The organism is Algoriphagus aquimarinus, from assembly GCF_900112005.1.
GTDB lineage: Bacteria > Bacteroidota > Bacteroidia > Cytophagales > Cyclobacteriaceae > Algoriphagus > Algoriphagus aquimarinus.
This window is the reverse complement of the sequence record NZ_FOKK01000011.1, coordinates 114,166-139,914: the sequence shown is the minus strand read 5'-3', so window position 1 is coordinate 139,914 and position 25,749 is coordinate 114,166. Positions and strand designations below refer to the sequence as shown.

The following is a 25,749-nucleotide window of genomic DNA, read 5'->3' as shown; positions in this document are numbered from 1 at the left end:
TAAATGACTGTTCCTTTATTGTCTTCAGAATTTACTCAGGAACTCAGGAAATCCACAGCACCACTTCATGAGCAGCTAGAATCCTTGCCTGTCTCTCAGTCCATTCTGGCACCTGAAGTAGCTATCCAAGAGTACTTACACTATTTGGATTTAATGCATGACGTTATTGTAGCTGTGGAAACCACAGTTTTTCCTATCCTCAGCACTGAAATCAACACTCTGGACCAGAGAAAGAAAACTTCTCTCTTGGAGAAGGATTTTGAAGTTTTAGGCTTTAAAAAACAAAATAGGCTCAAGCTTACTGGATTTTCGAAGCAAGGAATTTCCATTGGATTTGCTATGGGTGTCCTTTATGTAATAGAAGGCTCTTCTCTTGGAGGCAGAGTAATTTTTAAGCATATTAATAAAGTATTGGGATTAGAAGCGGATTCTGGAGCAGCATACTTTTCCGGTTATGGAGAACGCACAGGATTGCTTTGGAAAGAGTTTATGACACAATTATTAGCCCACGAACAGAAATACCATAATGGAGATGAAATCATCTCCGGTGCAAATCATGCTTTCGATAGTATAAGCAAACATTTTCAAGGTACTCTTGAAAACAGTTAAATATGAGGATAAAGGACATTGTTAATCGTGATCTAGTTAACCTTACTAATTGTGAACAAGAACCCATTCACATTCCCGGCAGCATACAGCCACACGGGTTTCTTATAGGTCTAAAACTAGATTCATTTTTAATAGATTATTGTAGCGGGAATACCCTTGATTTTATTGAGGCCTCTCATACAATGATTTTAGGGAAAACATTTGAAGATGTATTTGGCCCTGAAGCCATGAAGTCCCTTTTGGACTACATCACTACCCAACAAATGCTCTCGTCATCCCTTCTGAAAATGACGCTTTTGGGTAGCGAATTTGTATGTACAGTGCACAGAAGTGGGGAAGTATATATTCTTGAACTTGAGCCTGCAAACCCAAGCCACAGAATGCCCAATGAAGTATACGATCATACTTCGCAGTTTCTTACCTACATGCATTCCACCCACAGCATGCAGGATCTGTGCAGCTTAGTAGCCAAGGGTACCAGAGAAGTGACGGGCTATGACCGAGTAATGATTTATCGTTTTGATAGCCATTACAATGGGGAAGTATATGCAGAAAGTCGTAGAGATGATTTGGAACCGTTTTTAGGCCTGCATTATCCGCATACAGATATTCCAGCTCAGGCTAGAGAACTGTATATGAAAAATCTACTCAGGCTTATAGCTGACGTGGATTATACTCCTGTTCCTGTTTTTACGGTTGATGATGTGCCAGGGAAAAACCTGGATCTAAGTCTTTCCATTCTGAGAAGTACCTCGCCTATACATGTGCAATACCTGCACAACATGGGAGTGGGGGCTACGCTTACTATTTCCCTTATTTACAAGCAAAAGCTCTGGGGACTGATTGCCTGCCATCATTATTCTCCAAAGAATTTAACTCCGGAAATTAGAAGAGCTGCACTTCTGCAGGGGCATTTCATTACTTCTCAGATAGGCCTAAGACAATCTCACGCAGAATATGAAGTGTCCAGAAAGGTCAATAGCGCTTTCGATAAGATCGATACATTTAACTTATCAGCAGATAAGGAATCCTTCGAAGAATTTATCAGACAGCCTGAGTTGTTGGAGATTTGTAATGCCTCTGGAGTTTCTCTGATTGTGGATGGAAATGTGTACAAGCACGGAGTTGAACACTCCGATGAAGAGGTGGTTTTTTTGGCTGATTTCCTCACCGAGCATAGCATCAATACCAGTTTCAGTACTGATAAACTCCTAAATCAATTACCAAATTATAAAAGTCTCTGTGAAAAGACTGCTGGACTGATCTACCATTCTCTGGATCTGGATAGCAACAATTGCATTATATGGTACAGACCTGAAACCAAATCCGAGGTGCTTTGGGCAGGTGATCCCAGTAAGTCAATTATTAAAGATAAGAAGGGATTGTCTCCTAGAAACTCATTTAACCTGTGGAAAGAGATCGTAGACTGTACCAGTAAACCCTGGTTTCAGTCTGAACTGGATGCAACTGCATCTTATGCTTTTAGTCTTCAGCGTCAGCTAAATATGATTCTGGTGATGAAGGAGGAAGAGAAATACCGTACCCTCAGTGAAATGCTGAAAGAGGCAAATGCTGAACTGGAAAATATCAACTGGATAAGTTCCCATGATCTGCAAGAGCCACTAAGAAAACTTCAATTGATCTCTTCACATTTGATGGCAGAACAGGATTTGCCACCTCATGTGATGCATATGCTAACACGTCTGAATTTTTCTGCAGAGAGAATGCAGGATTTGCTGGGGGATATACTCCAATACACCCGTTTGAAGAAGAATGATGATCCCTTTGAAATGCTTGGTTTGCAAGAACTTATTCAAGAGGTAAGTGATGATGAGATAGGTAGTTCGGATTTAAAAATGAACATTAAAATAGGTACACTGCCTGAAATCTATGGAGTGAAATTCTTGGTCAAGCAATTATTTGCAAATCTGATTTCCAACTCCCTCAAATATGCCAAAGCAGACCATACTCCTAAAATAAAAATCTGCTCCTCAGCGACTCCTAAAGCCTTTACGCCTCATTCGAATGCGCTCTTCCACGTGATTACAGTGCAGGATAATGGTATTGGCTTCGATCAGGAATATGCGGAATCCATTTTCAACATTTTTACTAAGCTTCATATTTCATCTGAATATTCCGGCTCAGGTATGGGGCTAGCCCTGTGCAAAAAGATCATGCAAAAACACAATGGCTATATCAAAGCCAACAGCTCTATCGGTGAAGGAACGACCATTAGCTTGTATTTCCCTATCACCAGGAATTCATAAGTAGGGGCGAATCAACATTCGCCCACATATCTATCACCAAGAATTCATAAGTAGGGGCGAATCAACATTCGCCCACATATCTATCACCAAGAATTCATAAGTAGGGGCGAATCAATTTCTCCATTCCCCATTTTAAATTTTACATTTTAAATTAATCATTCATCATTCATCATTCTCCATTCAGAATTTATAATTCTTCATTTTAAATTTTAAATTATTCATTCTTCATTTAAACAAAAAAAAATGGCGTTCCGAACTACGATGTAGCTCAAAACGCCAAGTTTTTAGGATCCTAACTCTACCTACCGCCTATAAATCTGAAGATGACAGCAACTAGTGCAAGAACAAGAAGTATGTGTATCAGTCCTGTTACGCTATAGATGAAAACTCCCACTAACCAGCCGATTAATAGAATTACCGCAATTATATATAATAAAGAACTCATGATTTTGTTGTTTTAAATGTGATTAGAAAGTGATTAATACTATTTTTTTAGATTTTCAATCCTTATGCCATCTAGCATTATCCGCTCTAAATGGCTTTAAATGGAGGTTTTGCCAATTATATCTGATCTTTCTCTAATTTTTTGGGAAATTTAAATCCCATAGCGGGCATTAAATAATGTATAGTTGTGCTGTTTTCTTAAAAGCGAATAGGAGGTTTACTCCCAGTTTTACCTTCAATAGGCTAGTAGAAGAATGATGTCATATATATCATTCTTGCTAGGATGCAAGCCTGTGGAATATGCCCTTTAAGTGACGGGAGGTGGTGCTAACTGTATTTCAAATCGGTAAATTCGCAGTTACACGAAAAATGCTAAGTCACCTGTATAGCCTTAAAAATTCAGAAGCTATTTTACTTGGTATGGGTAGTAAGAGTTACAACAGCCTCTTGCGAGGAATGAGGATAGGTGAAGTGAAACATCTGATTTTTAAATGGTTTAGGACCATAGTAGATGATAGCATGCATGTTTCAGGATAAATAAAAAGTCAATGTTTAGACATCAGGGTAAGAGTAGAACCTTCAAGCATAATCTCCTTCTGGCCTCCGTACTGTCTTTTGTGGCGGGGATTGTGAATGTTACCGGGTTTTTGGCATTTAAGCAGTTGACTACTAATGTCACTGGACACTTTGCGCTGTTCATTAACGATGTAGCAAATCTGGATTTTTGGAGAGGAACAATTTATTTCATTTACATTTTATCCTTTTTCCTAGGCTCCTTTTTCGCAAGTCTTTTGATAGAGAAATTCAGAGAGAACAAAAGACTCAATGTTTTTGTATTACCCGGAATAATAGAAAGTCTGCTTCTGATAGCGATTGCCATGTATGCTTATTTTGTTGAAGTTCAGCATGCAGATTTGATTGCCTGTTTGCTGCTATTTGCCATGGGGATGCAGAATTCCTATGTAACGAAGATTTCCAATGCCATCGTACGAACCACTCATCTTACGGGACTTTTTACAGATTTGGGGATAGAGATTTCCCAATTGTTTTTCCCAAAGGTATATCCACATAAAGTGAAGCTACATGCGACTATCAAATTGCGGATATTCATTATATCCTTCTTTTTTGGGGGTGGACTGGCAGGAGGGTTTTTCTATTCCAAACTTCAGATGGAATTAAACACCCTGGTAATAGCAGCGATGATTTTGCTGGTGAGTTTGTTCTATGATGACTTCAGGTATAGACTTTTAAAAGCTAGACGTAAGTTTTCTAAAAAGCATTCTTGATTAAAGGCGACAACATAAGCATAGAGATCTTTTTACCTCTATTAATTATCAATTCTCCCATTTTAAATTCACTCACACCTATCCTCCGAAGCGGAACCAACAACGAACACCCAAAAGCGAACAACCAACAACGAACAACCAACAACCAACAACCAACAACCAACACCAGTCAACGTACAGCAATCTCCTAATTTTTCAATCGGATACCCTCTAGCGAGTCTCCATTTCCCCATTTGGATTCCTTTCCATCCTCGGTACAAACATCCCTATCCCATTATGACCTAGGACCGAGGGAAATGGCCAATTATCTTTATTACCCAGGGTTAAAACCCTGGGCTACAAACGATGCCTACCTACGGCAGGCTTCCTACCATTCTGACCTTTTGGATCAATGTGAAAACCGTATCCATGTAGGGGCGAATCATCATTCGCCCTTACCATAGCAAGTTCCTGATTAAGCCTGATCTAGCGCAAAGTCTCATGACTTGTGCTTTTGATAGTGCAGTCTCCTGACTGCATTCCAACTTCATCATTCATCATTCGATATTCGATATTCAACATTCATCATTCGAACTTACCGACATCCAAAATTCGACATCCCGCAAGGTTACGTTTCCGTCTTTTGCCTGTCCGCTGTCCTGCTTCTCCAGAAGCTGGACGTGTTGGATATTTCCTTTCCATCCTCGGTACAAACATCCCTATCCCATTATGCCCTAGGACCGAGGGAAATAGCCTATTTCTTCATTTACTACGGGTTAAAACCCGTAGCTATAAATCTGTCATGCCTACGGCATTGCTACCTAATCTCCTCTAGCGCAAATCTTCCGGCCTGCCTCCACCTTCATCATTCGATATTCAACATTCAAAACTCCTACTCCAAGGGGGAGTTAGATCCGTTTCCAACTTCCCGACTCCTCAATTCCCCTCATTTTAAATTCACCAACCACCAACCACCAACCACCAACCACCAACCAACACCTAACAACCAACACCTAAAAACCAACACCTAACCAACCAACCCTCTCTTCGCCCGAATACGAACAAAAATGATCGGAGTAATACCGGTTATTTGATAGAAATCCTCGCTACAGCCCGTTTGGAATCGATTAATTTTGGTTTGATCTTGGATAGTTGAGTGCCAGAACTGCATTTTTGACTACGATACTTATGTGGAAAATATACTCCAAAATCGCCTGGCGCAATCTTAAGAAAGGAAAGCGAGTGACGCTGATCAATATTTTCGGATTGACCCTTGGGATCACAGCTGCATTTATGCTTTTTACAGTTGTCAGTTACGAACTGAGCTACGACGACTTTCAGTCCAATTCGGATAGGATCTATCGAGTAGTAACTCAGGATGAATACTCAGATGGCTTAGCCTTTAATCCAGGAGTTTCACCACCTATGCCGGATGCATTGAAAAATGACCTCACTGGCATTGACGCATTAGTTCCAGTAATTAATTCCTCCCTCTTTGTTACCATAGATAATGCGGTCACCAACACTGGAGATAATAAGTTTATTGTGGAAGACGCATTTTTTACGGATAGCGGCTATGCTCAACTTTTTGATGTGGAGGTGCTGGCAGGTGATCTGAAAGCTTTGGATAAACCTGGGCAAGTGGTGTTGACAGAGTCAGAAGCCAAAAAGCTATTTGGAACTTGGGAGAATGCTTTTGGTAAATCTATTCTTCTAGCAAAACGTGTGGAAGCTAGCGTAGCGGCTATCGTAGCAGACATTCCTGACAACAGTAATTTCCGGTTCAATATGCTTGCCTCTTACCAGACTTTGAAAAGTAATGTGGAGGTCTTTGAATACAATTTTGAAGAATGGGGGAGCTTCGGAAGTAACTTTCAACTGTATGTAATGCTCCCCAAGGAAAGTAGTGCAGATCAAATCGATCAACAGCTAGTGGCTTTTGCAGAGAAGAATTACAAGGATCGTGGGAGTTCCAAGAAATCATTTTTCTTGCAGGCAATGCATGAAATCCACTTTGATAGTCGATTTGAACCAATCAGCGGGGAGATGATCCGAAAAGCAACCATTTATACCTTGGCTCTGATTGGAGTTTTCATTTTGATCATGGCATCTATTAATTTCGTAAACCTCTCCACCGCTCAAGCTATCGGCAAAAGCAAGGAAGTTGGAATTAGGAAAGTAATGGGTGGTAGTCGCCTTCAGGTAATTGGACAATCCTTCGGAGAAACATTTATTATTGTTTTTGTCTCCGCGATTACTTCTACCCTTGTTGCTACAGTTTTGCTTCCTTACTTGGGCAAAGTAGCAGAGGTGCCTGACTCTATTAGATTGATTACTCCTTCATTTTTGCTTTTTTCTAGTGCTATAGTTATAGGAGTCACTTTACTTTCAGGTCTATATCCGGCGATAATTCTTTCTGGTTTTCAGCCAATTCAGGCCTTAAAAAATAAGATTCAACTGGCACAGGTGGGTGGGGTTTCCCTCCGTAGAAGTTTGGTGGTGATGCAATTTGCCATTGCTCAAATTCTGATGATAGCAACGGTGATCGCAGTGAAGCAAATGACGGAGATCCAGTCGGCAGATTTGGGTTTTTCAAAAGATGCTGTTTACTATTTTGACATACCTAGCGATGAGGTCAAAGACGGTAGGCTAGAAGTGCTCAAACAAAGACTACAAAGTAATTCTCAGATCAAAAGTGTGAGTCTGTCCAGCGATGTGCCTTCCTCAGATAATAATTGGGGTTCCAATTTTTGGTTTGACGGCAAAAGGGAAGATGTGCAGTTTATGACTTCCTTGAAATATGGGGATGCGGATTACTTCGAAAATTACGGGTTGCAGTTTGCTGCTGGAACTGGCTTTTCGGAAAGCGATACCCTGAAGGAAGCCGTAATTAATGAGACCATGGCCAAGAAACTGAATATAGCTAGTCCGGACGCAGCCCTAGGAAAAACGATTACCATTGGTGGAGGTGGGCCTTGGATGACCATTACAGGTGTAGTGAAGGACTTTGCGCAGAACTCACTACGCGATGAAGTGAAGCCATTTATTATTGCAACCAGAAAATCCCAGTATGGCGTTCTAGGATTGAAACTGGATAAAAATGCAGGAAAAGAAACCCTGGCAAGCATAGAGGAAGAATTTAAGAAGGTGTATCCAGATGCGATCTACTCCGGAACCTTTTGGGATGAAAGCATTGCCAATTTCTATCAAAGAGAAAATCAACTGGCGCTGGTTTATAAAATCTTCGCTGTTCTTTCTATAGTGATTTCTTCCATCGGTCTGTATGGACTGATTTCCTTCTTGGTAGGGCAGAAGCTTAAGGAAATAGGCATCAGAAAGGTTCTGGGTGCGTCAATTCCTCAGATCACCTTCCTGCTTTCTAAGGAATTTATTTACCTCGTGTTCATCGCCTTTGCGATCGCCGTTCCTCTGGGTTATTACCTCACGGATCAGTGGTTACAGAATTTCTCTTATAAAACTTCTGTGCCAATCGCACTGTATGTACTCGTGATTGCAGTTTCTCTTTTGATCACCGCAGCCACTGTGGGTTTTAGAGCCGTGAAAGCTGCCTTAGCAAATCCCGTGGATAGTTTGACGGATGAATAGCGCTTAGGTTTTCTTAAAATTGTTTCCCGCAGATGATGTCTGATAAAATAAAGTAGAAAGTTTCCCGCAAATCTTCGCAGAAAAGACTCGCAGATTGACGCTGATTTTTTTGTGCAAATAACTGAATGGAACATGAACCCTAATCTGCGAGAATCTGCGATAGTTATCCGTGTAAATCTGCGGGAGAATACCTTCGCGAAAATAATAGAAATGCCCCTAAATCACATTGATCCAGGGGCTTCTGTTTTATGGTTCACGAAGGAATTAATCCTCCAAATACCCGAATTTCCCTACGTTGAAGTCATTAAATGCTTCCATCAATTCCTCCTTTGTATTCATTACAAAAGGACCATGAGATGCGATAGGCTCATTGATAGGTTCACCGCTCAAAACCAATACTACAGCATCTTCACTTGCTTTGATTTCGAAGCTTTCTCCTTCTGTTTCGAATAATGCGAACTTGTCGGTTCCCACGTTCTCTTTTCCATTCACTTCTATAGCTCCTTCGATCACAAGCAATGCTGTATTGAAATGGGCTGGGAAAGAGAAGTTAGCGACTCCGTCTTTTTTCAACTTCGCATTCATCAGATTTACCTTCGTGAACGTACTTGCAGAGCCTTTTAGTCCTTGGTATTCTCCAGCTATCACTTCTATTTCTCCAGCATTATCCGCCAAAGTGAATTTCTGAATCTGATCATTAGTGATGCCCTGATATTTGGGAGTACTCATTTTGTCTTTAGCAGGAAGATTCACCCAAAGCTGCACCATCTGAAACTCTCCACCTGTACGGCTGAATTCCTCCTCGTGGTATTCCTTGTGTAAAATACCTGAAGCAGCAGTCATCCACTGCACATCACCTTCACCGATTACTCCGGTATTTCCGGTGCTATCATGATGAGCTACCTTTCCTTTGTAGGCGATAGTCACCGTCTCAAAACCTCTATGTGGATGTACCCCAACTCCCTTTGGTTCATTAGAAGGAGGGAAGTGAAACTTGGAATTGTAATCCAGCATGATAAAAGGAGACATGCGCTGCATATCCAGATGATATCCACTTGGAATGAAATTGTGAACTCTGAATCCATCACCTACAAAATGAGGTGCTGGTGGATTGACGATGATTTCTATGTTTTTGGTTGCCATGATGATGTTTGTTTAAATGAGATATTTATATCCGCTTTTCTACCAGTAAAGAGACTAAAGCATTACAAGATTTGGTTAACATTAGCATTTAGGCCACTTCGGTCCCCTGTCTTTGGACTTCCGTCCGGGGAAGCAAAGAAACTTTGGTCGCTGGCATCATTGCGGATAACCATTAAATGATAGAACAAATATCAACATGGACTGGCACCTGTGCCTTGATGTATGGTAAGATCTAATCAGGACTTGAAATTCTTTTTCGCAAGATCTTTCCTCACTCTACTTAGTGACTCTGGAGTGATGCCCAGATAGGAAGCTATCATCCAAAGTGGTACTCGGAGTAGCAGATCTGGATATTTCTGGATGAAAGTTAAGTAGCGTTCTTCCGCCGTAGCTCCAAGCAATTGGTTGATTCGATGTTGGAGTTGGCGGATATGGCTCTGAAGTGCCCGATCATTTGCTTTACGGAATTTAGAACTCATCTCTGAGACCACTCCCATAAATTCGGTACTGATGAAAATCACCGTGCTGTTTTCTATAGCTTCTATAAAGAGGTCCGAAGGGGCATTGAAGTAAATACTACTTCGGTCGGAAATTAGCCAGTTTTCAGGAGCGAATTGAATAATGTGTTCCTTACCCGATTCATCCACAGTGAATGCCCGAAGAAGCCCTTTCTCGGTGAAAAATGCATGCTTGCAGACATCCCCGGCAGAGAGTAGAAATTCACCCTTTTGGATGCTTTCTACTCTTACCTCTTTCAGGATTTTATCAATAGCAGCTTCCGTAAGGTCACTTTTTTCACTTAAATAGAGCTTAAAATTATCTAGCACGACAGGGAGTTTAGGCTTCAAAATAATCAAAATGATCAATATGCTTATCTGCTTTTCTTACAGTAATGAGATAAATGCATCATAAAATTTGGCAAACCTAAGCATTGAGGTCACATCGGTCTCCTGTCTCCTGTCTTCGGTCTCCTGTCTCCCGTCTCCAGTCTCCGGTCTCCCGTCTCCCGTCTCCCGTCTCCAGTCTTCTGTCTCCGGTCTTCCAACTAGTTTATCCTAAAACCTCGGCAGTGATTTCCAAGGATTTCAATCGCTTGTCGGTATCGTATATATTCGTAGATACCATCAACTCATCCACCTCTACCTGCTTGAAGAAGCTTTCGAATTGTGGTTTGAGGGATTCTTTTGTCCCTATGAATGTACAAGCCATCATATTCTGAATCGCCGCAGCTTCAGGTTCTGACCAGATACCGTCCATGCTTTTCACAGGTTTTTTCATAGGATAAGATTTTCCACGTATGATCCCCAAAGCGGTCTGATAAAAGGAAGTTGCCAGGTAATGTGCTTCCTCATCCGTATCTGCAGCGATCACATTCACACAGGAGATAAAGTATGGACTTGAAAGTTTTTCAGAAGGCTGGAAGTTTCCTCTATAATGTCTAGAAGCATTGATCAAATACCCTGGAGCAAAGTGACTGGCGAATGCGTAGGGCAAACCTTTTTCTGCGGCAAGCACAGCAGAACTCATGCTCGAACCTAGCAAGTAAATAGGCACATCTATTCCCTCGGCTGGGAATGCCCGAACTTTGGAGTCTATATTATCTTCAGAGAAATAACGACGAAGATCATCGAGATCGCTTGGGAATTCTTGAACTGACTCATGTCTGCCTCTTCTCAAAGCTGTCGCGGTGGTCTGATCTGTTCCCGGTGCTCTGCCAAGTCCTAGATCAATGCGGTTGGGGTAAAGTGTAGCGAGCGTTCCAAATTGCTCTGCGATAACTAGTGGGCTATGGTTTGGAAGCATGATTCCTCCAGATCCCAAACGAATCGTAGAAGTACCATTGGCTAAGTAGCCTATTAGAATCTGAGGAGAGGAGCTTCCTACGTTTGCCATGTTGTGATGCTCAGCTAGCCACATTCTGGTGTAGCCAAGTTTCTCAGCATGCTGGGCAACTTGCAAGCTTCTTATGTATGCATCTTTGGCATCAAAGCCTTCACGTACAATAGCAAGATCGAGTAGGGAATAGGGTTTGGTAGTATTCAAAATAGCTGGTTTTTTACTTTTCGTAATAGGAAATTGTATTCATCTAGGTTGGATGTTTTCCTTGTATGCTAATAGAAAAATCACGCAGAAAGTTTCTTGCGAGGCTGCTACTTTCAATAAATTCATTTGGCTTCCCCACAATGAGATAATTACACCCCGTATTTACGTGTCATTCAGCAGAATTGATAAACTAAACCATCTTGGAATAGTCCAATAGTGCTTTAAAGGCGATCATAAGGGAAAGTTCACTCGCTGGCTTGTTTATTGGAAGTATACAAATAGCCATGCTAGTGAAAATTGAAATAATTACCTCTAATGTTTTAAGTATTAGGTACTTCAATTTTTGAATGTGGCAAATGAGTAAAGCTTATTATTAAACTTAAATATTACCTTATGAACTCACTAACCCAAGTTAAGAACAGCTGTATCGCAGCTTGTGAGAAGTGTATTACTGATTGTCTAGCCTGCATAGAATCATGTCAACAAATGAAGGGCATGGAGCAATGCATATTGCTTTGCGAACGATGCATAGACGCATGCAAGGATTGTATTGCTGCCTCAGATAGTAGCGCGCTTGACCGTGATATTTCTATGCAACAATGTTTGGATGCTTGTTACAATTGTGCTAACGAATGTGAAAAGCACGATCATGATGCTTGTCAGGAATGTGCAGACTCGTGCCGTGAGTGTATCGCTGAATGCGAAACTCTTCTGGATTAAATCGTTAAAAATTAGTCTGTCATTGGATAGATTCTTTACTATACCTGTATAAAATAAACAAGGGGCTGATGGTTAATCTATCAGCCCCTTACTTATTTAATATGTATATCCGATTTGTTACCAGTAAAGAACCAAAAGCATAATAGGATTTGGTCAACTCAAGAATTTAGGCTACTTCGGTTACCCTCGCCAGTAGTCGGGCTTCGGTCTTCCAGCCAGTAAACCAAAGAAAATAAGGCTACTGGCATCATTACAGATAATCAGATTTGATTTTACAGTTCGCGAGGATTGTACATCTCCAGGCAATTTTCAAACCTTTTTACTTTTCACCTTTGTACGCTCTACAACCTACTCAATATCTGATACCCCACATCCAAGCTTGCTTGCTTTTGTTGGAAGTCTGGATAAACTCTCGAACTATGTCCTGATATTTTGTGCCCGATACTTCTCGTCCTTTTAATTTTTTTGGCAGGGTGATGATTTCTTCCGGTTCTCCAAAAGTGATTTTCTCGGCTTCTACGATGAGCATACCGTCGTTAATGTCATAAGCCAAAATCAAACCTGGAAGCCCGAATTGTTCCTCTGGACCCATAGGAACAGGAATGTCTGAGGCAAACCAAGCAGTGATCTTTTGGCCTTTAATGCTGTCTTCAGAAACAGCTTTCATACACATGTGTCCCAGGATATCCCGTATTTCGTTCATTACCCTCCATTTTGGCGTATTTAGGCTGTCACGAACGATATAAGTTTTGCCCATTTGATCCATGTATTTCAGATAGGTCTGGTCTTCAAAATTGTTTTCAATGAAATAGTCCTCCACTTGCCAAGAGTAACTTTGGACCTGATAGGGTTCTCCGAAAGTGTAGAGACTTTTTTCTGGCCAAAACTGAAGTTTCATCCGAGTGCTGTAGCCATCAGGATTACTCCAAGTAAGTTGGATCCTATCCTTTTCCTGCTGGGTAATGTTGGGCAGGTTGGAATAGATTTTATCATAGAATATGCGGTATCGGTATTCCACCTCACCCACAATATTTTGGGCTCTTAGTCCTGTAGAAATTAATATTAGGATAAGGGTCTTTAGGTATTTTAATTTCATTGTTTTGATGATTTAAGAATTGGCTGAATCAGAATATTACATTGAAACCTATCTTTTTTTAACTACATATTCCTTGGTGAATAGGGAGGAATCAACGGCTTTTTTTATTGGTAAACTTGGTGGTTTGTATTTCTTGAAATGTAGGTTTGAATTCTACCGCGACGACTACATACCGAAACGGTTAACGGAGTGGGGGAGAAGTCACTATCCCATTTAATAGACTTACCTATCGGTGACTTTACGACTCTAGAACTTCCCCCTTTACCACCTATTATGCTATCTATATTTTTTCACTTCTACTCCCCGCATATTGTAGGTCACTCCAAGTAGGAAATATCTTGACAGCGTTTCAATCCTTCCAGTGGAAACATAGTTTTGGCCAGCAAACTGGCTTATGGTTTGATTTTGCTTGAAGATATCATAAGCGGAAAGCCTGATTTCCCATTTTTTAGCCTCGCCGAGTAGTTTATAAACGAATGCATTGAGGATAGGTACTTTCTGATCAAATCCAAAACTTTCGTTTTCATATCGATTATAGTTGAATTTCACATCTAGGTAAAAATCTTTTGGGAATTTGATGTTCATATTACTATAGGCACTCCAATTTATTATATCCTGGTTTTGGGCGGGGTTCTGTTCGTATTTGGTTTTGCTAAGTCGGAAGGATGACCCTGTATATAGGCTGAACCATTCTAAAGGGGTCAGATTTAAATTCACCCCAAAGTTATTGCTATAAGTTTTGGTCTCTGTCTCAATTGAGTTGATTAGGGAGAGACTTTTAGAATAGGATGGATTTGCTGAAAAATACGCGGTAGCCTTGGTTTTTACGATAGGAAATCCAAAACCTAGGTATGGGTAATAACGCTGTCCCCCGGAAACATTTCCAGCCTTATAAGTAGTGACAAAGGTTTCTGGGTCTATGGTTTGGTTTTGAACGACTTGATTCTGATAGAATGTTGAATTGAATGAAAAACGCAAATTTATAAACGTGGCAGGATCATACATATCGTATCCTGTATTGAAAGAGTGGGATACTTCGGGCTGTAGATCAGGATTTCCTTCCCGTATATACAATGGATTTGATATGTCCTTGAATGGCTGTAGGTCTGCGATATTTGGCGGAGTGACGCCCATGGCATAGCTTGCGTTGATACGCTTATTGCCTTTCATTGTTTTCCAGTAGGACACATTAGGAGTGAAATTGAGGTAGTTCTTATCCACTCGGCCTAATATCTCACTAGCTTCTACCACTGAAAACTGCCCGTTCAATCGGTAGTTGGAAGCGGCTAAACCCACACTTAAATTTGAGCCTTTGTTAGCATATCGGATGCTGGAACCGAACCTGTTGTAGGTGATTGTGTTATCAAAAAACCTACTAAGATCTGGATTTAGCTCTTGAGTATCACTTGCCTCCACATCGAATACTTTTCGGTTTGTTTCGCTTTTGGATTGGCTGAAATTGTAGAAAGTTTCCCAGAAAAATATTTTTTTGATGGGTTCTACAAAGAGTAGGCTTGACTTGATCTGGTTAGAGCTATTCAGTGCCTCGTTCAATTGATCCAAGTTTCGGAAATAGGTATTTGGGTCCGTTGAGTTCATAAGATCTACAACGGATTTTTGTATGCCATTTTGGTCTGCCTTACTATACGTATCACTGATACTGGCAGCAAAGTTTCGCCCGTTTTTTTGGAATTTATGCCTGTAAATTGCAGTGCCCTGAAAGGCTCCTGACCATTTATCCGATTGGTTGTTCCTATCCATTTGGCTTTGCTCCGTGCTACTGCGAATCAGCTCCTGATGGCTGGCCAAGGCTGTAGTAAGTGAACTTAGCCTTCCTTTTGCGTTTATGGTGATGGTGTTGGCGCTGTCTAATTCGTTTTGAAAACGAAGGTTTACCCTATGGTGACCTGCCATGTTATTTTGTAAGCTTTGGTCAGTTGAAGTGAAGGATGTGTTGTCCTGCAGAAAGTTTGTTCTGCTATTGAAGCTCTCTATCGTTTGATCACTGCGGCTATAGAAGTAATTGCTACTGAAATCCTTCTTGTTCTTCAAGTAATTGTAATTGATGCCGATGGCTTGGTTGTTGGAATAGCCAGAGTTAAGATTGTTGAAGGGGATTTCGAAAGATTCATCATTGGACCCGCCTGAAAAGGAAATAAAATTCATCCCACCACTTCCATTAAAGCCAAAGTCGCCGGTGTCACCAAACTGGAAAGCACTGCTCCCTTTAAACTCCTGCAGGTCATCCCAGCTCAGACCGGATTGGTTGATATTATTGCCATAGCCGATGATCGAAAATTGATTTACTTTGTCAAATTTATTGAAAGAAGCATTTGAAGACCATCTTCCGTCTGTACCCCCTGCAGCTGAAAGCTTGCCAAAACCTCCCTTTTTCGCTTCCTCCTTCAGCTGAACGTTTAAGGTTTTTTCCTTCACTCCATCTTCCACACCTGTGAGCTTGGACTGTTCTGACTTGTCATCGTATAGCTGAAGCTTGCTTATTGACTCAGCATTCAAGTTTTGCGTAGCCATTTTGGTGTTTCCTCCAAAAAAACGCCTTCCATCTACAGTTACTTTCTGTACTTGTTGCCCTTGTGCAACTATATTTCCATCCTTGTCGATTTCTATTCCGGGCAGCTTGCGGAGCAATTCTTCCAGGCTCGCTCCAGGGGGCACTTTAAATTTGCTTGCATCGTACTCTAGCGTGTCTCCACGCATCATCAACGGTGCTTTGGCGGCTTTCACCACCACCTCATAGAGTTCCTGTAAGATGGGCATCAACTGAATCTCATCGACTTCCAAGTCACCTGTTGCGGGAAGAACCAGTTCTTTCTGAATGGGGAGGTAGCCCATATAGGTGGCTTTAATGAGCAGCGGTTGCTTTTCTACGTTTTTGAATTGGTACTCTCCGTCTTTATTAGTCAGAGTGTAGGCCACCAAGGCCGAGTCTTTTGGGCTAAGAAGTAGCACTGAGGTGTAGTCGAGCGGTATATTCGTGGTGTCTTTCACCACTCCCCGGATAGTAAGTTTGGATTGGGCATGCGAAGCCAAAGTGATGGCCGCCAAAAGAAGGTATGAAATGAGGAATTTCATTTTTTTTTCAGTTTATATTTTTAACAATAATTTCCTTGACTAAAAATTATCCCACTAATTATTACCAATTCATCTTAACAGATTGAATTGGTAATGTGAGATGGCGGGCTCAGGATTATTTGCATAGATTTTCAATCCAGCTAAAAAGTTGAAGATGAGCGACTTTTACTTATTGCAACCCTTATTCGACCTTTTTAAATAGTACTCTTAAGCCTCAAATTCTAATAGTATATGCCCCTTCACTTCTCTCCACTTCGAATAGTTATCTTTTTAAACAAATCAAAAATTCCTTCTATCAAGTAGTGCCATTCAACAAAAAATTGGCAAATACTTAATTACTAGTACTAATGACTACTTTACTAGTACGATAATAGTAATGATTTGAATAAAACCAGCAAACTAATTTGTTAAATAATGTTATGGGAATGTGTGATATGGAAATAATCCCAAGGTAAAAAGTGACAAATACATCCTGATAATAGGTGAATTATTGAAAAAATGATTTCACTCAAGTGGAAAAAAAAACCGCTTGTTTTTCCCTTGCCAATCAGTGCAATTAATCCAAACTCAAAAACACCTAGTTTACTTCAGTTCGGCAAAGAACCGCCTGATTCAATTACAATTATTGAAATTCAAAAAACACATATCCACTTTGTTACCAATAAAAGAACCAAAAGCATAATAGGATTTGGTCAACTCAAGAATTTAGGCCTCTTCGGTCACCCCCGTCAGTAGCCGGGTTGCCGTCTTCGGTCTCCCGATGGCTATCGGGATGACCGGGTGAGCAAAGAAGTTTTGGCTACTGGCATCTTTGCAGATAATCCTATTGATTAATTATAGATCTCGTTGTAGTCATCCATGTCCGTTCCTTTGTTGAAGTGGCGGATATTGTAGGAGAAAGAAAGCATGAAGTAGCGCTGCATCACGTTGTTTTGGCCATCCTCTATATAGGCATCAGTTACATTTCTGTATACACTTCTGTTTTGTCCCAGTAGATCATAGACATTCAGAGCGATTTCACCCCGCTGATTACCGAACACCTTTTTACCTATGCTCATATTCATCAAAACTACATTCGCATCGTATCCTTCGGATAGTCCTGAGTTCAACTGATGATTTACATCCAATCTGTAAACAAATCCTTCCCAAATTATCCAACTTAAATTCAGTCTAGAGCGCTGATTATAGTACTGATTATTCAGGTTAGAATTTAGCGTGTTTTCCACATCATTGTAGGAAAAACGTGTAGAGATATTGAAGTCTATCTGATCTGAGATATTACTACTCAAGGATATCCCAGTGCTGATTCTGGAAGAGTTGTTAAAGCTCAATTGATTGTTTACCTGTCCTGGTCTTATGGTGCTGCTATATCCACCATTCAGATTGAAATTTGACTTGATGAATTTCAGTGGAATGCCATAACTCACCCAAGACCTGAAGTCCTTGGATCCATCCAAATTGACAGGCTTGAAAAGCTGAGATCCTTTTTCCAGGATAATTCCTCCCGGAAGTTCAGTCGCTTCCTCTGCGGTGAATGTGCTGTTGGAAACGGCATCATTTACCAAGTTGTATTGAGCAAAAACAAACCAAGATCTATCGTTCTCAGGGTTATTGCTTCTGAAACGAAGCCTTAATCTATTTGAGTAGGATTGATTTAGGTTAGGGTTACCTGTTTTCAACTGCAGTGGATTGGAGTTGTCTATGGCATTTTGAAGTTGACCCACAGAAGGAGCATCTACATCAGTATCATAGTCGAGTTCAAAATTGGTATTGTCTGAAATGGTGTAGTCAAATCGAACGGTTGGAAGGAAGCTTTGGAATGTTCTATCCAGTGATTCCGTAGCTGGAAAGAACTGCTCGTTTTTAAGCGTAGCGTTTTGATATTGAACTTCGGCCTGAAACTTAATTTTCTCCAGTGTGTACTGATAGCCTAGCTCCAATTCCTGACGAAGATATTTGCTTTCAAAAGAGTTACTCAAAGCTGTGTCCAGAGATAGGTCAGGGTTGCTTACTTCATCATTTAAGATGTTAAATGTCAACTGATCTGACTCGTTAATCCTATTTCCTATTTCGTATTCCAATTCCAGCTGGCCATTTTTACCAAGTGGTTCTGTGTAGGAGATACCTGTTTCCCAGTCAGATCCTGATCTGTCTCGAGTGATCTCCTGATTAATTAATTCCTTACGCTCCTCTGGCTGATAATAAAAATTAGTCGCATTACGGAAGGAAGCATCATTGTCTCCATGAAGTCCTGTATTGGCACTTAGTGTTAGACTTCTTCCTTCTTTTCCAAACTTATGACTGTAGAAAAGCCTATGGAACATGTCAAAATCCTTATTATTTGCGGTACGCGTATTTTCTGTTTGGTTCAATGGACCTGCATCATTTACACTTTGTCCAAAGAATCCGGAATTCTCGTTTTCTCGAGATGCAGAGAATCTAGGTCTATACAAGATCCTGTTGTTTTCATTGATGTTGTATTCCAGTCTCATGTCAAATCTATGATCCTGGCTAGTTCGTGTTTCTCTACTTTCCTCCGTATAGAATTGATCTGAAGAGGATCCGGTTACATATTCTCTGATGAGGCTGGACTGACTTGTGTTTTTCCGGTTGTTGTAGAGATAACTACCGCTGATTTTTACTTTCTCTCCCCAATTATCTGAATAGTTTAAGCCCAAAATATTCGTGGTGATAAGTCCGTTTTGAGGGCGGTTGTTGCTTTGAGCATTTGCATCACTGGAATAATCCAGCACATTGATGTTATTACTAAGACCAGTGAAGGTAATTCGTTGGTCTTCATTGAAGGAGTTGATACTTGCTCCAGCTAGGTAGCGTTCATCTGTTCCGAATCCTGCAGTAGTTTTTCCAAATTGGCCTTTTCTTCTATTTGGCTTGGTGATGATGTTGATGGTCTTCATACGCTCACCATCATCGAATCCACTTAGTAGGGCTTTGTCACTTTTTTGATCAAAGATTTCTATTCCCTGTATTACCTCCGCAGGGAGATTTTGCAAAGCTGTATTAATATCACCTCCAAAGAACGGCTTGCCATCCACTAAAATCTGAGTGATCGCTTCGCCCTGAGCTTGTAGAGTTCCATCTTGGGAAATTACACCTGGAAGTTTTTGAATTAAGGTCTGTGCACTGGCATCTCTCATGGTTTTGAAAGCATCAGCGTTGTATAGAGTAGTGTCGCCTCTTTGTTCTCCTTGGGACCTAGCAGCACTGATAGTTACCTCATCCAGATCTGTGGCTTGCTCCTTTATACCCAAAACGCCTAAATCTAAGTCTTGAGTGATATGGATGCTCTTATAGAAATTTTGGTAACCCAGATATTGAATCTTAAGAAGATACTCTCCGGATTTGATGTTTTTAATTTCAAATTCACCATCTAAATCTGATATCATGCCCTCCACCTGCACAGAGTCGGGTAGATTTTGAATCAAAATGGTTGCGTTGGGAATGGTGATCTCCGTACCTGCTTGTTTTACTTTTCCTTTAATAGAATAGTTCTGGGCAGATAATTGAGAAATTGATAATAGCGTAAAGAATAGGTAAAGGTAATATTTCATTGTGTAGGCTAGTTGGGAGCTTCTGTAAAAAGCGCTTCTCTCATTTATAGGGAGAAATTTGGTGGCAGGGTCGAAGTGAACCTTACATCAAAGGAAGGAAGTTCTAGGCAGGAAAAGGAGCAATAATTGGCTAAGCGGTCATATGCTGTACTGAGTAGTACATAGGCCATTTGTCTATCTGTTTCTCTATAGTAACAGGTCTGCCCGTAGCGGGACTTAAGCACTAGAGACTTTGGTAAATACTAAGATTTAGGCCACTTCAGTCTCCGGTCTTCCCCGCCTGCAAACGGGCAGCTATCTTCCGCCTCCCGTCTCCCGTCTTCCATCTTCTGTCTCCCGTCTCCCGTCTCCCGTCTCCTGTCTCCCGTTTCCCAAAACCTATTTCCTTCTCCAAATACTACTCTTTGACAGTAAGCGTCATAAAATAATGTTAATTTTTAGAACATTGATATGTTTATAAAAACAACATTTCTATCTTAGCTGATGTTAAAAGAATCAGTTATGGAAAATCAAGAAAAGATCAGCATCACTACAAAAACCTTGGCATCAGGTAATTGCCAAGTGAAATTTTTCATCGAAGATGAGGCAAAACCACAGTACGGTTACTTACTCGTAAATGGCCCAAAGCCGGTTGGAGAAATCATTGACGAGATAAAACAACGAATGGAGAGAAGAAGAAGTGCTTCATTGAACATGAATCCATTTTTTCCTATCCCTGCTACTCCCGAGGATCATAACTTTTACCTGTATTCCGCATGAAATACCTTGCTTCCAACCTTCGGTTTTTGCGCAAGCAAAAAGGAATTACCCAAAATGAACTGGCGGATCAGCTGAATGTGCAACGCACGATGATTTCTGCCTATGAAGATGGTAGATCCGAACCTAAGCTTTTGACACTAGGGAAGATTTCTGATGTGTTAGAAATAGGGTTGGAGGAACTTCTGAATCATGATATCGAGAACCTAGGTAGAAAAGCCATACAGAAAAGAGGTGTCAGTATTCTCACGATTGCCTGCGACGCGGATGAGAAAGAGAATATCACCCTAGTAGGACATAAGGCCTCAGCAGGATACCTGAATGGCTATGCAGATACGGAATACATGGAAAGCCTGCCTCAGTTTCAAATCCCTACCTTATCCAAGCAGGCTACCTACCGAGCCTTCGAGTTGGCTGGAGATTCCATGCTTCCACTTACCTCAGGTACGATTGTGATCGGAGCCTATGTGGACCAATTAAAAGACATCAAAAGCGGCAAAACCTACGTGCTCGTGACTGATTCCGAAGGTGTTGTCTATAAAAGAGTATTCAACTACCTGAGTGACAATGGTAAGCTTTTTCTGGTTTCTGATAATGAGCAATACAAGCCCTATGAGGTAAAGGGAGAGGAAGTTGTGGAGGTTTGGGAGGCCAAAGCTTTTATCAGCACAGATTTCCCAAATCCCGGCGATAAGAAAAAGCCCTTGACCATGGAAGATCTTGGAGAAATGATCTCTGATATTCGGGCAGATCTAAGGACTTTGAAGGGTTAATTTTTTCTCAACTCTGCATTTGCTGGCGAACCGTTATTGAATGTCTGGCCAAACCAGTTTACTCCGCCGTCATTAGATCCAAATGAAAATCCGTAGTTATTAGAGTCTCCATACATTCTAAATTGGGTTGTGTAAAGATAGGTCCCATCGAATTCTCCCGTGCCTTCACCTGTTTTCTGATCAAAATAGTAATAGTCAAAGGTGAAAAAGTAACCATTCTGTTTGATTAGAATATAGCCCATTCTTACCCCATCTTGCCATACCCACCATTTGCCTGAATAATCAAAAACAGCTTGTTCCACTGGAGGAGGAGCATCTTCATCATTAAGTTGAAGACTCTCAAAAATCTCGTTGCCAGTAGGGTTCTCTTCTCTTAGTTGATTAATGTCTGCTTGGCTAAGCTCATTCTCCACCTGTACACCACCATCATCATAGTTTTCATCATAGTAGGTTTCCTCATCAGGAATCAAGCTTATAATAATTATGACTATCAATACTAGGAGGACCCAGATGTAATTTTTTGCCCACCAGCTTTTAGGTTTGGCAACTGGATTAGGTCTGTAAGGATTAGGGTTGACGGGTTTCTTTTTTCTTGGAATCAGCTTGGCCAGAGCCTCTACCAATACTCCCAAATCATACTTCCACCGAGTAATAGAGATTTCAAAAGTTTGAAGGTCTGCAAGTTCTTTAAGTTCTGCGGGTAATTGATCAGCCGTGGGTCTAGTTGCTCCTTTGAGTAACAATGGAATCACTCGTGTGTCAGGCTTGGCCAAGGCTGCGCTAACTTCTCTTCTAACCCAGTCTTTTTCCTTGAAAAGCCGGGTAATTCCATCTTCATCTGGATCTCCAAACCAATCAGGTCCTATGGCTACTAAAACGACTTTGCTTTCCTTTAGCGCTTTATCAATTGCATCGGCAAAACGAATACCGGGTTCAAGGTTTTCTATATCCAGGAAAACAGCGTCTTCCCCGAATTCCTCTTCTAATGTTTCTCGTATTCTATGACAATCACTTTGAGTGTCCGAATGCCTGTGACTGAGAAAAATTTTATTCTTTTCCATAAAAAAACCTGATTCTAGCTAGTTAAAGTTAAGCGAATCAGGTTCTTAATTGCAATGCAATGGGTTATTTTTATTCTTCTAAAAGATTTTCAAACCCCTCTTTTATCTTTCCAACTGCGTCAAAGGAATTGTCAGTGTTGATTACTCCCTTGCCGAGCTCATGCCAGTAGCCATCTCCGCATTCTATAAAAGAACCACGTTTGATGCCTGCCGATTCTTTAGCAATATCATAATTATAGTCTGGTGAGAACACCAATTTCATCAGCTGAACTGCATATTCCCAATTGATAATTCTAGAATTTCCTTTGGAAACTAATATAGCCTCACGGTTTGAGAAATTCATGGTAATAGAGCAGTCTAAGCTTTCTTCATTTGTTACCTGACGGTAATTCACAGTAAGTGGAGCTTCTTTCTTCGAAGTCTCATAGATCGCTTGAATCACATCTTGAGCCAGCATTTGCCAAGCTTCTTGATCTGTAGGAGCTTTAGCAGTGCCAGTTTTACCATCTTCCAAAGCTGCAAGTGTCAGTCCGCCCTCGTCTAAGTGCCTACCGCTCCATTTAGTTTTCTCAAATTCTATGGATACTACCTTTTTCCAAACGTAGTCAAGTGTTCCTTTATAGCTGAAATCATCCTTTGCCGTGAATCCTTCATCGACGATTTCGTCAATGGTCAAATCCTCTCTATCCGTATAATGCAGTTCCAATTCTGCGTTCAGCTCAGAGCCGCTCCAGTCAAGCGCTAGTCTATATACATGGCTATAAGGAGCTGGGATAATTCCTGAGTCGAATTCAATTACGATTCCGCTTGTGTGGTCGTTACTCTTTTTCATTGCTGCAAAAGTAGGTCTTTTACCTCAAAATTTCTTAGCGTAGGCTAATTTCGAAAACTGTCGTTCTACCTGGATTGACTTTTTTGCTGCACTTTGCAAAGGAAGGAACGCCAAAAATTAGGCTTGGATTGTTGGAAAAGCCAAAGCCATCTAGCGGATATCCTATCTTGTTTTTCCTGATTTGCCCATCCTCATCCTGATCGTGAAAAACCGTTATCGCATAATTTCCAGCTGGCACATCCAGGATAGACTTCTTTGCTATTCCGTTTTTCACTGGAATAGTTACCATCTTCCATGCATCATCAAGTGATTCTGGCCAGCCCTTATCCTCATCAAAAATCAGAATCTGAATCACGCCATTATCGGTAGAAGTTTCTGAAATCACCATCTCTATAGTTCCCAAATTAGTTTGAACTTGGGAGATGTTTATAAAAAATATAAGGCTTAAGAATGCCAGTCTCATAGCTTTTCTACGGTTTTAGGTCTGTTTACTTTTCCATTGCTTGTCCTAGTGAACTCTGGGATTACGAAAATGTTTTTAGGTACTTCATATTTTTCCATTTCCAATTTTAGCTTTGCTAGAAGCTGATTCTCATTTATTAATGAATCCTGATGTTCTATCACCAAGCATAGTTTCTCTCCTAGTTTCTCATCTTTCATACCAAAAAAGAAAAATGCTGAGTTAGGGTAAAAAGTATGAATAAGCTGCTCTGCCCTTGCTTCCAATAGTTCTGGGTGGAGCTTTACTCCTCCGGAATTAATCACAAAGTCTGCTCGTCCTAACCAGCGAAAGGAATCTTGTTCAATAAATTCAACCAAATCATTTGTCTGCACCACCTCATTATTACTTGCAGCTGATTTTACCCAAAGTGCTTTTCTTCTGTCCACACCAAATTCAACTCCAGGAAGCATTTTGTAGGTTGATTCTCCAGGTTGGATTTTAGCCAAGGCGATATGGGAAACGGTCTCAGTCATGCCATAAGTCTGGTAAGCTTGGATGCCGGTGGCGATAAGCTGATTTTTCAAACCAGAACTAATAGGGGCTCCACCTATAATTAGTTGCTTGACTTTTTGAAGTTTCTGTGCAGTCGCTTTATCCTGTAAACAAGCTTCTACTTGTAGTGGCACCATGGCTACAAAGTCGGGAATAACATTGAGATCTAGGAGAGGATTTGACGTAGGCTCTATCAGTTGAATCGTACTCTGCCAAACGAGTGCCCGAACCAGCATCATTTTTCCGGCGATATAGCTTGGATCTAGACAGCAAAGTAAACTGGTTTCTTTGTCGGTTTGGAAAAACGTCTGAGTTGCTTTGGCACTGGCAATCATCTGTGCTCTGGAAATCTCAATTTTCTTGGGTGTTCCAGTAGAGCCAGAAGTCTGTTGCACAAAGCTTTCCTTACCTGAATGCCAATCCTTACAGAATAGAATGGCAGCGCTCGCATAGTCAGGAAAGCCCGGGCTATCAAGCTCAAAGTCTTCTTTTGTCTGAAATATGTGTTTGCCGAAAGTAAGTTGAAACATTTTGCGCTATGCTGTATAATGGCTTTCCCGAAGGTAATAATCCTGACTTCAAAATTCAGGGAAGCCTGTTATCTTGCAAAAGAATTAGATTTTTAACCAAATCGGAAGTTATGAACTGGATCACAGCAAAAGAATACGAGGATATCACCTATAAAAAATGCGACGGAGTAGCAAGAATCGCTTTCAATCGCCCAGAAATAAGAAATGCGTTCCGCCCGAAAACTACAGCGGAATTATATGATGCTTTCTACGATGCGCAGGAAGATACGTCAATTGGCGTGGTGCTTTTGAGTGGGGAAGGACCTTCCTCTAAAGACGGTGGTTGGGCATTTTGCTCAGGTGGCGATCAAAAAGCACGCGGCAAGCAAGGCTATGTGGGCGAAGATGGTTATCACCGATTGAATATTCTGGAAGTACAGCGTTTGATCCGATTTATGCCAAAGGTGGTGATCGCAGTGGTCCCAGGTTGGGCTGTGGGAGGAGGGCATAGCCTACATGTGGTAAGTGATCTGACTCTGGCAAGCAAGGAGCATGCGATCTTCAAGCAAACGGATGCGGATGTGACCAGCTTTGATGGTGGTTATGGTTCTGCTTATCTAGCGAAAATGGTAGGGCAAAAGAAAGCACGAGAGATCTTCTTTTTGGGAAGAAACTATTCCGCTCAGGAAGCATATGAGATGGGGATGGTGAATGCTGTGATTCCTCATGCTGAACTTGAATCTACCGCCTATGAATGGGCTCAGGAGATATTAGCCAAGTCCCCAACTTCCATCAAAATGCTGAAGTTTGCGATGAACCTGACAGATGACGGAATGGTAGGTCAGCAGGTTTTTGCTGGGGAAGCTACTCGATTGGCTTATGGAACGGATGAAGCTATAGAAGGAAGAAATGCCTTCTTGGAGAAGCGTAAGCCGAACTTCGGGGCAAATAAGTGGATACCTTAAG

Annotated in this window: 19 protein-coding genes; 8 read left to right on the top strand and 11 right to left on the bottom strand. The window is 41.1% G+C overall.

What is annotated here, in order from left to right; all coding sequences use genetic code 11:
• Positions 1-3: 3 nt before the first annotated feature.
• Both BM291_RS14875 and BM291_RS14870 read left to right on the top strand, forming a co-directional pair.
• Positions 4-609 carry a biliverdin-producing heme oxygenase gene (locus tag BM291_RS14875; RefSeq protein WP_092898811.1) on the top strand — a complete coding sequence of 202 codons (606 nt, stop codon included), beginning with the start codon at positions 4-6 and terminating at the stop codon, positions 607-609.
• 2 nt (positions 610-611) lie between these two features.
• Positions 612-2,876, top strand: a complete 2,265-nt coding sequence (locus BM291_RS14870; protein ID WP_092898809.1) for an ATP-binding protein — start codon at positions 612-614, stop codon at positions 2,874-2,876.
• Positions 2,877-3,174: 298 nt separating this feature from the next.
• Here BM291_RS14870 and BM291_RS21940 read toward each other — a convergent pair whose 3' ends face one another.
• The gene (locus tag BM291_RS21940) at positions 3,175-3,321 is read right to left on the bottom strand and encodes a lmo0937 family membrane protein (RefSeq protein WP_139229105.1); all 147 of its coding nucleotides are present in this window, start codon (positions 3,319-3,321) and stop codon (positions 3,175-3,177) included.
• Positions 3,322-3,868: 547 nt separating this feature from the next.
• Between BM291_RS21940 and BM291_RS14865 the strand changes: the two genes are divergently transcribed.
• Positions 3,869-4,606: a YoaK family protein gene (locus BM291_RS14865; RefSeq protein WP_092898807.1), complete on the top strand. Its 738-nt coding sequence runs from the start codon at positions 3,869-3,871 to the stop codon at positions 4,604-4,606.
• A gap of 1,167 nt (positions 4,607-5,773) precedes the next feature.
• A complete protein-coding gene (locus BM291_RS14855; protein ID WP_092898803.1) occupies positions 5,774-8,191 on the top strand; it encodes an ABC transporter permease in 2,418 nt (805 codons plus the stop codon).
• Between the two features lie 264 nt (positions 8,192-8,455).
• Here the strand turns inward: BM291_RS14855 and BM291_RS14850 are convergent, their stop codons facing one another.
• The 5 genes from BM291_RS14850 to BM291_RS14830 form a co-directional block, all read right to left on the bottom strand.
• A complete protein-coding gene (locus BM291_RS14850; protein WP_092898801.1) occupies positions 8,456-9,334 on the bottom strand; it encodes a pirin family protein in 879 nt (292 codons plus the stop codon).
• A 236-nt stretch (positions 9,335-9,570) separates the two neighbouring features.
• Positions 9,571-10,161: a Crp/Fnr family transcriptional regulator gene (locus BM291_RS14845; RefSeq protein WP_092898865.1), complete on the bottom strand. Its 591-nt coding sequence runs from the start codon at positions 10,159-10,161 to the stop codon at positions 9,571-9,573.
• A 223-nt stretch (positions 10,162-10,384) separates the two neighbouring features.
• Entirely contained in the window at positions 10,385-11,377 is a 993-nt protein-coding gene (locus BM291_RS14840; protein ID WP_092898799.1) for an LLM class flavin-dependent oxidoreductase, read from the bottom strand.
• Between the two features lie 1,072 nt (positions 11,378-12,449).
• Positions 12,450-13,193, bottom strand: a complete 744-nt coding sequence (locus BM291_RS14835) for a GLPGLI family protein (RefSeq protein WP_092898797.1) — start codon at positions 13,191-13,193, stop codon at positions 12,450-12,452.
• A 276-nt stretch (positions 13,194-13,469) separates the two neighbouring features.
• Positions 13,470-16,286, bottom strand: coding sequence for a TonB-dependent receptor domain-containing protein (locus tag BM291_RS14830; protein WP_092898795.1), 2,817 nt, complete (start codon positions 16,284-16,286; stop codon positions 13,470-13,472).
• A 498-nt stretch (positions 16,287-16,784) separates the two neighbouring features.
• Between BM291_RS14830 and BM291_RS14825 the strand changes: the two genes are divergently transcribed.
• A complete protein-coding gene (locus tag BM291_RS14825; RefSeq protein WP_092898793.1) occupies positions 16,785-17,021 on the top strand; it encodes a hypothetical protein in 237 nt (78 codons plus the stop codon).
• A gap of 95 nt (positions 17,022-17,116) precedes the next feature.
• Here BM291_RS14825 and BM291_RS14820 read toward each other — a convergent pair whose 3' ends face one another.
• The gene (locus BM291_RS14820) at positions 17,117-19,858 is read right to left on the bottom strand and encodes an outer membrane beta-barrel protein (protein WP_092898791.1); all 2,742 of its coding nucleotides are present in this window, start codon (positions 19,856-19,858) and stop codon (positions 17,117-17,119) included.
• Between the two features lie 501 nt (positions 19,859-20,359).
• Between BM291_RS14820 and BM291_RS14815 the strand changes: the two genes are divergently transcribed.
• Positions 20,360-20,617, top strand: coding sequence for a hypothetical protein (locus BM291_RS14815; protein ID WP_092898863.1), 258 nt, complete (start codon positions 20,360-20,362; stop codon positions 20,615-20,617).
• Complete coding sequence (locus tag BM291_RS14810) at positions 20,614-21,387, top strand: XRE family transcriptional regulator (RefSeq protein WP_092898789.1); 774 nt, start codon at positions 20,614-20,616, stop codon at positions 21,385-21,387. The genes BM291_RS14815 and BM291_RS14810 overlap by 4 nt, the downstream gene beginning before the upstream one ends.
• Here BM291_RS14810 and BM291_RS14805 read toward each other — a convergent pair.
• From BM291_RS14805 to BM291_RS14790, 4 genes are all read right to left on the bottom strand, one after another.
• Positions 21,384-22,448, bottom strand: a complete 1,065-nt coding sequence (locus BM291_RS14805) for a toll/interleukin-1 receptor domain-containing protein (protein WP_092898787.1) — start codon at positions 22,446-22,448, stop codon at positions 21,384-21,386. The genes BM291_RS14810 and BM291_RS14805 overlap by 4 nt on opposite strands.
• Before the next feature lie 70 nt (positions 22,449-22,518).
• A complete protein-coding gene (locus BM291_RS14800) occupies positions 22,519-23,280 on the bottom strand; it encodes a hypothetical protein (RefSeq protein ID WP_092898785.1) in 762 nt (253 codons plus the stop codon).
• 34 nt (positions 23,281-23,314) lie between these two features.
• Positions 23,315-23,683, bottom strand: a complete 369-nt coding sequence (locus tag BM291_RS14795) for a DUF2141 domain-containing protein (RefSeq protein WP_175499715.1) — start codon at positions 23,681-23,683, stop codon at positions 23,315-23,317.
• A 56-nt stretch (positions 23,684-23,739) separates the two neighbouring features.
• Positions 23,740-24,804, bottom strand: a complete 1,065-nt coding sequence (locus BM291_RS14790) for an AMP-binding protein (protein WP_092898781.1) — start codon at positions 24,802-24,804, stop codon at positions 23,740-23,742.
• A 110-nt stretch (positions 24,805-24,914) separates the two neighbouring features.
• Between BM291_RS14790 and BM291_RS14785 the strand changes: the two genes are divergently transcribed.
• Positions 24,915-25,748 (top strand): 1,4-dihydroxy-2-naphthoyl-CoA synthase, encoded by an 834-nt coding sequence (locus BM291_RS14785; protein ID WP_092898861.1) that lies wholly within the window; start codon positions 24,915-24,917, stop codon positions 25,746-25,748.
• Position 25,749 lies beyond the last annotated feature (1 nt).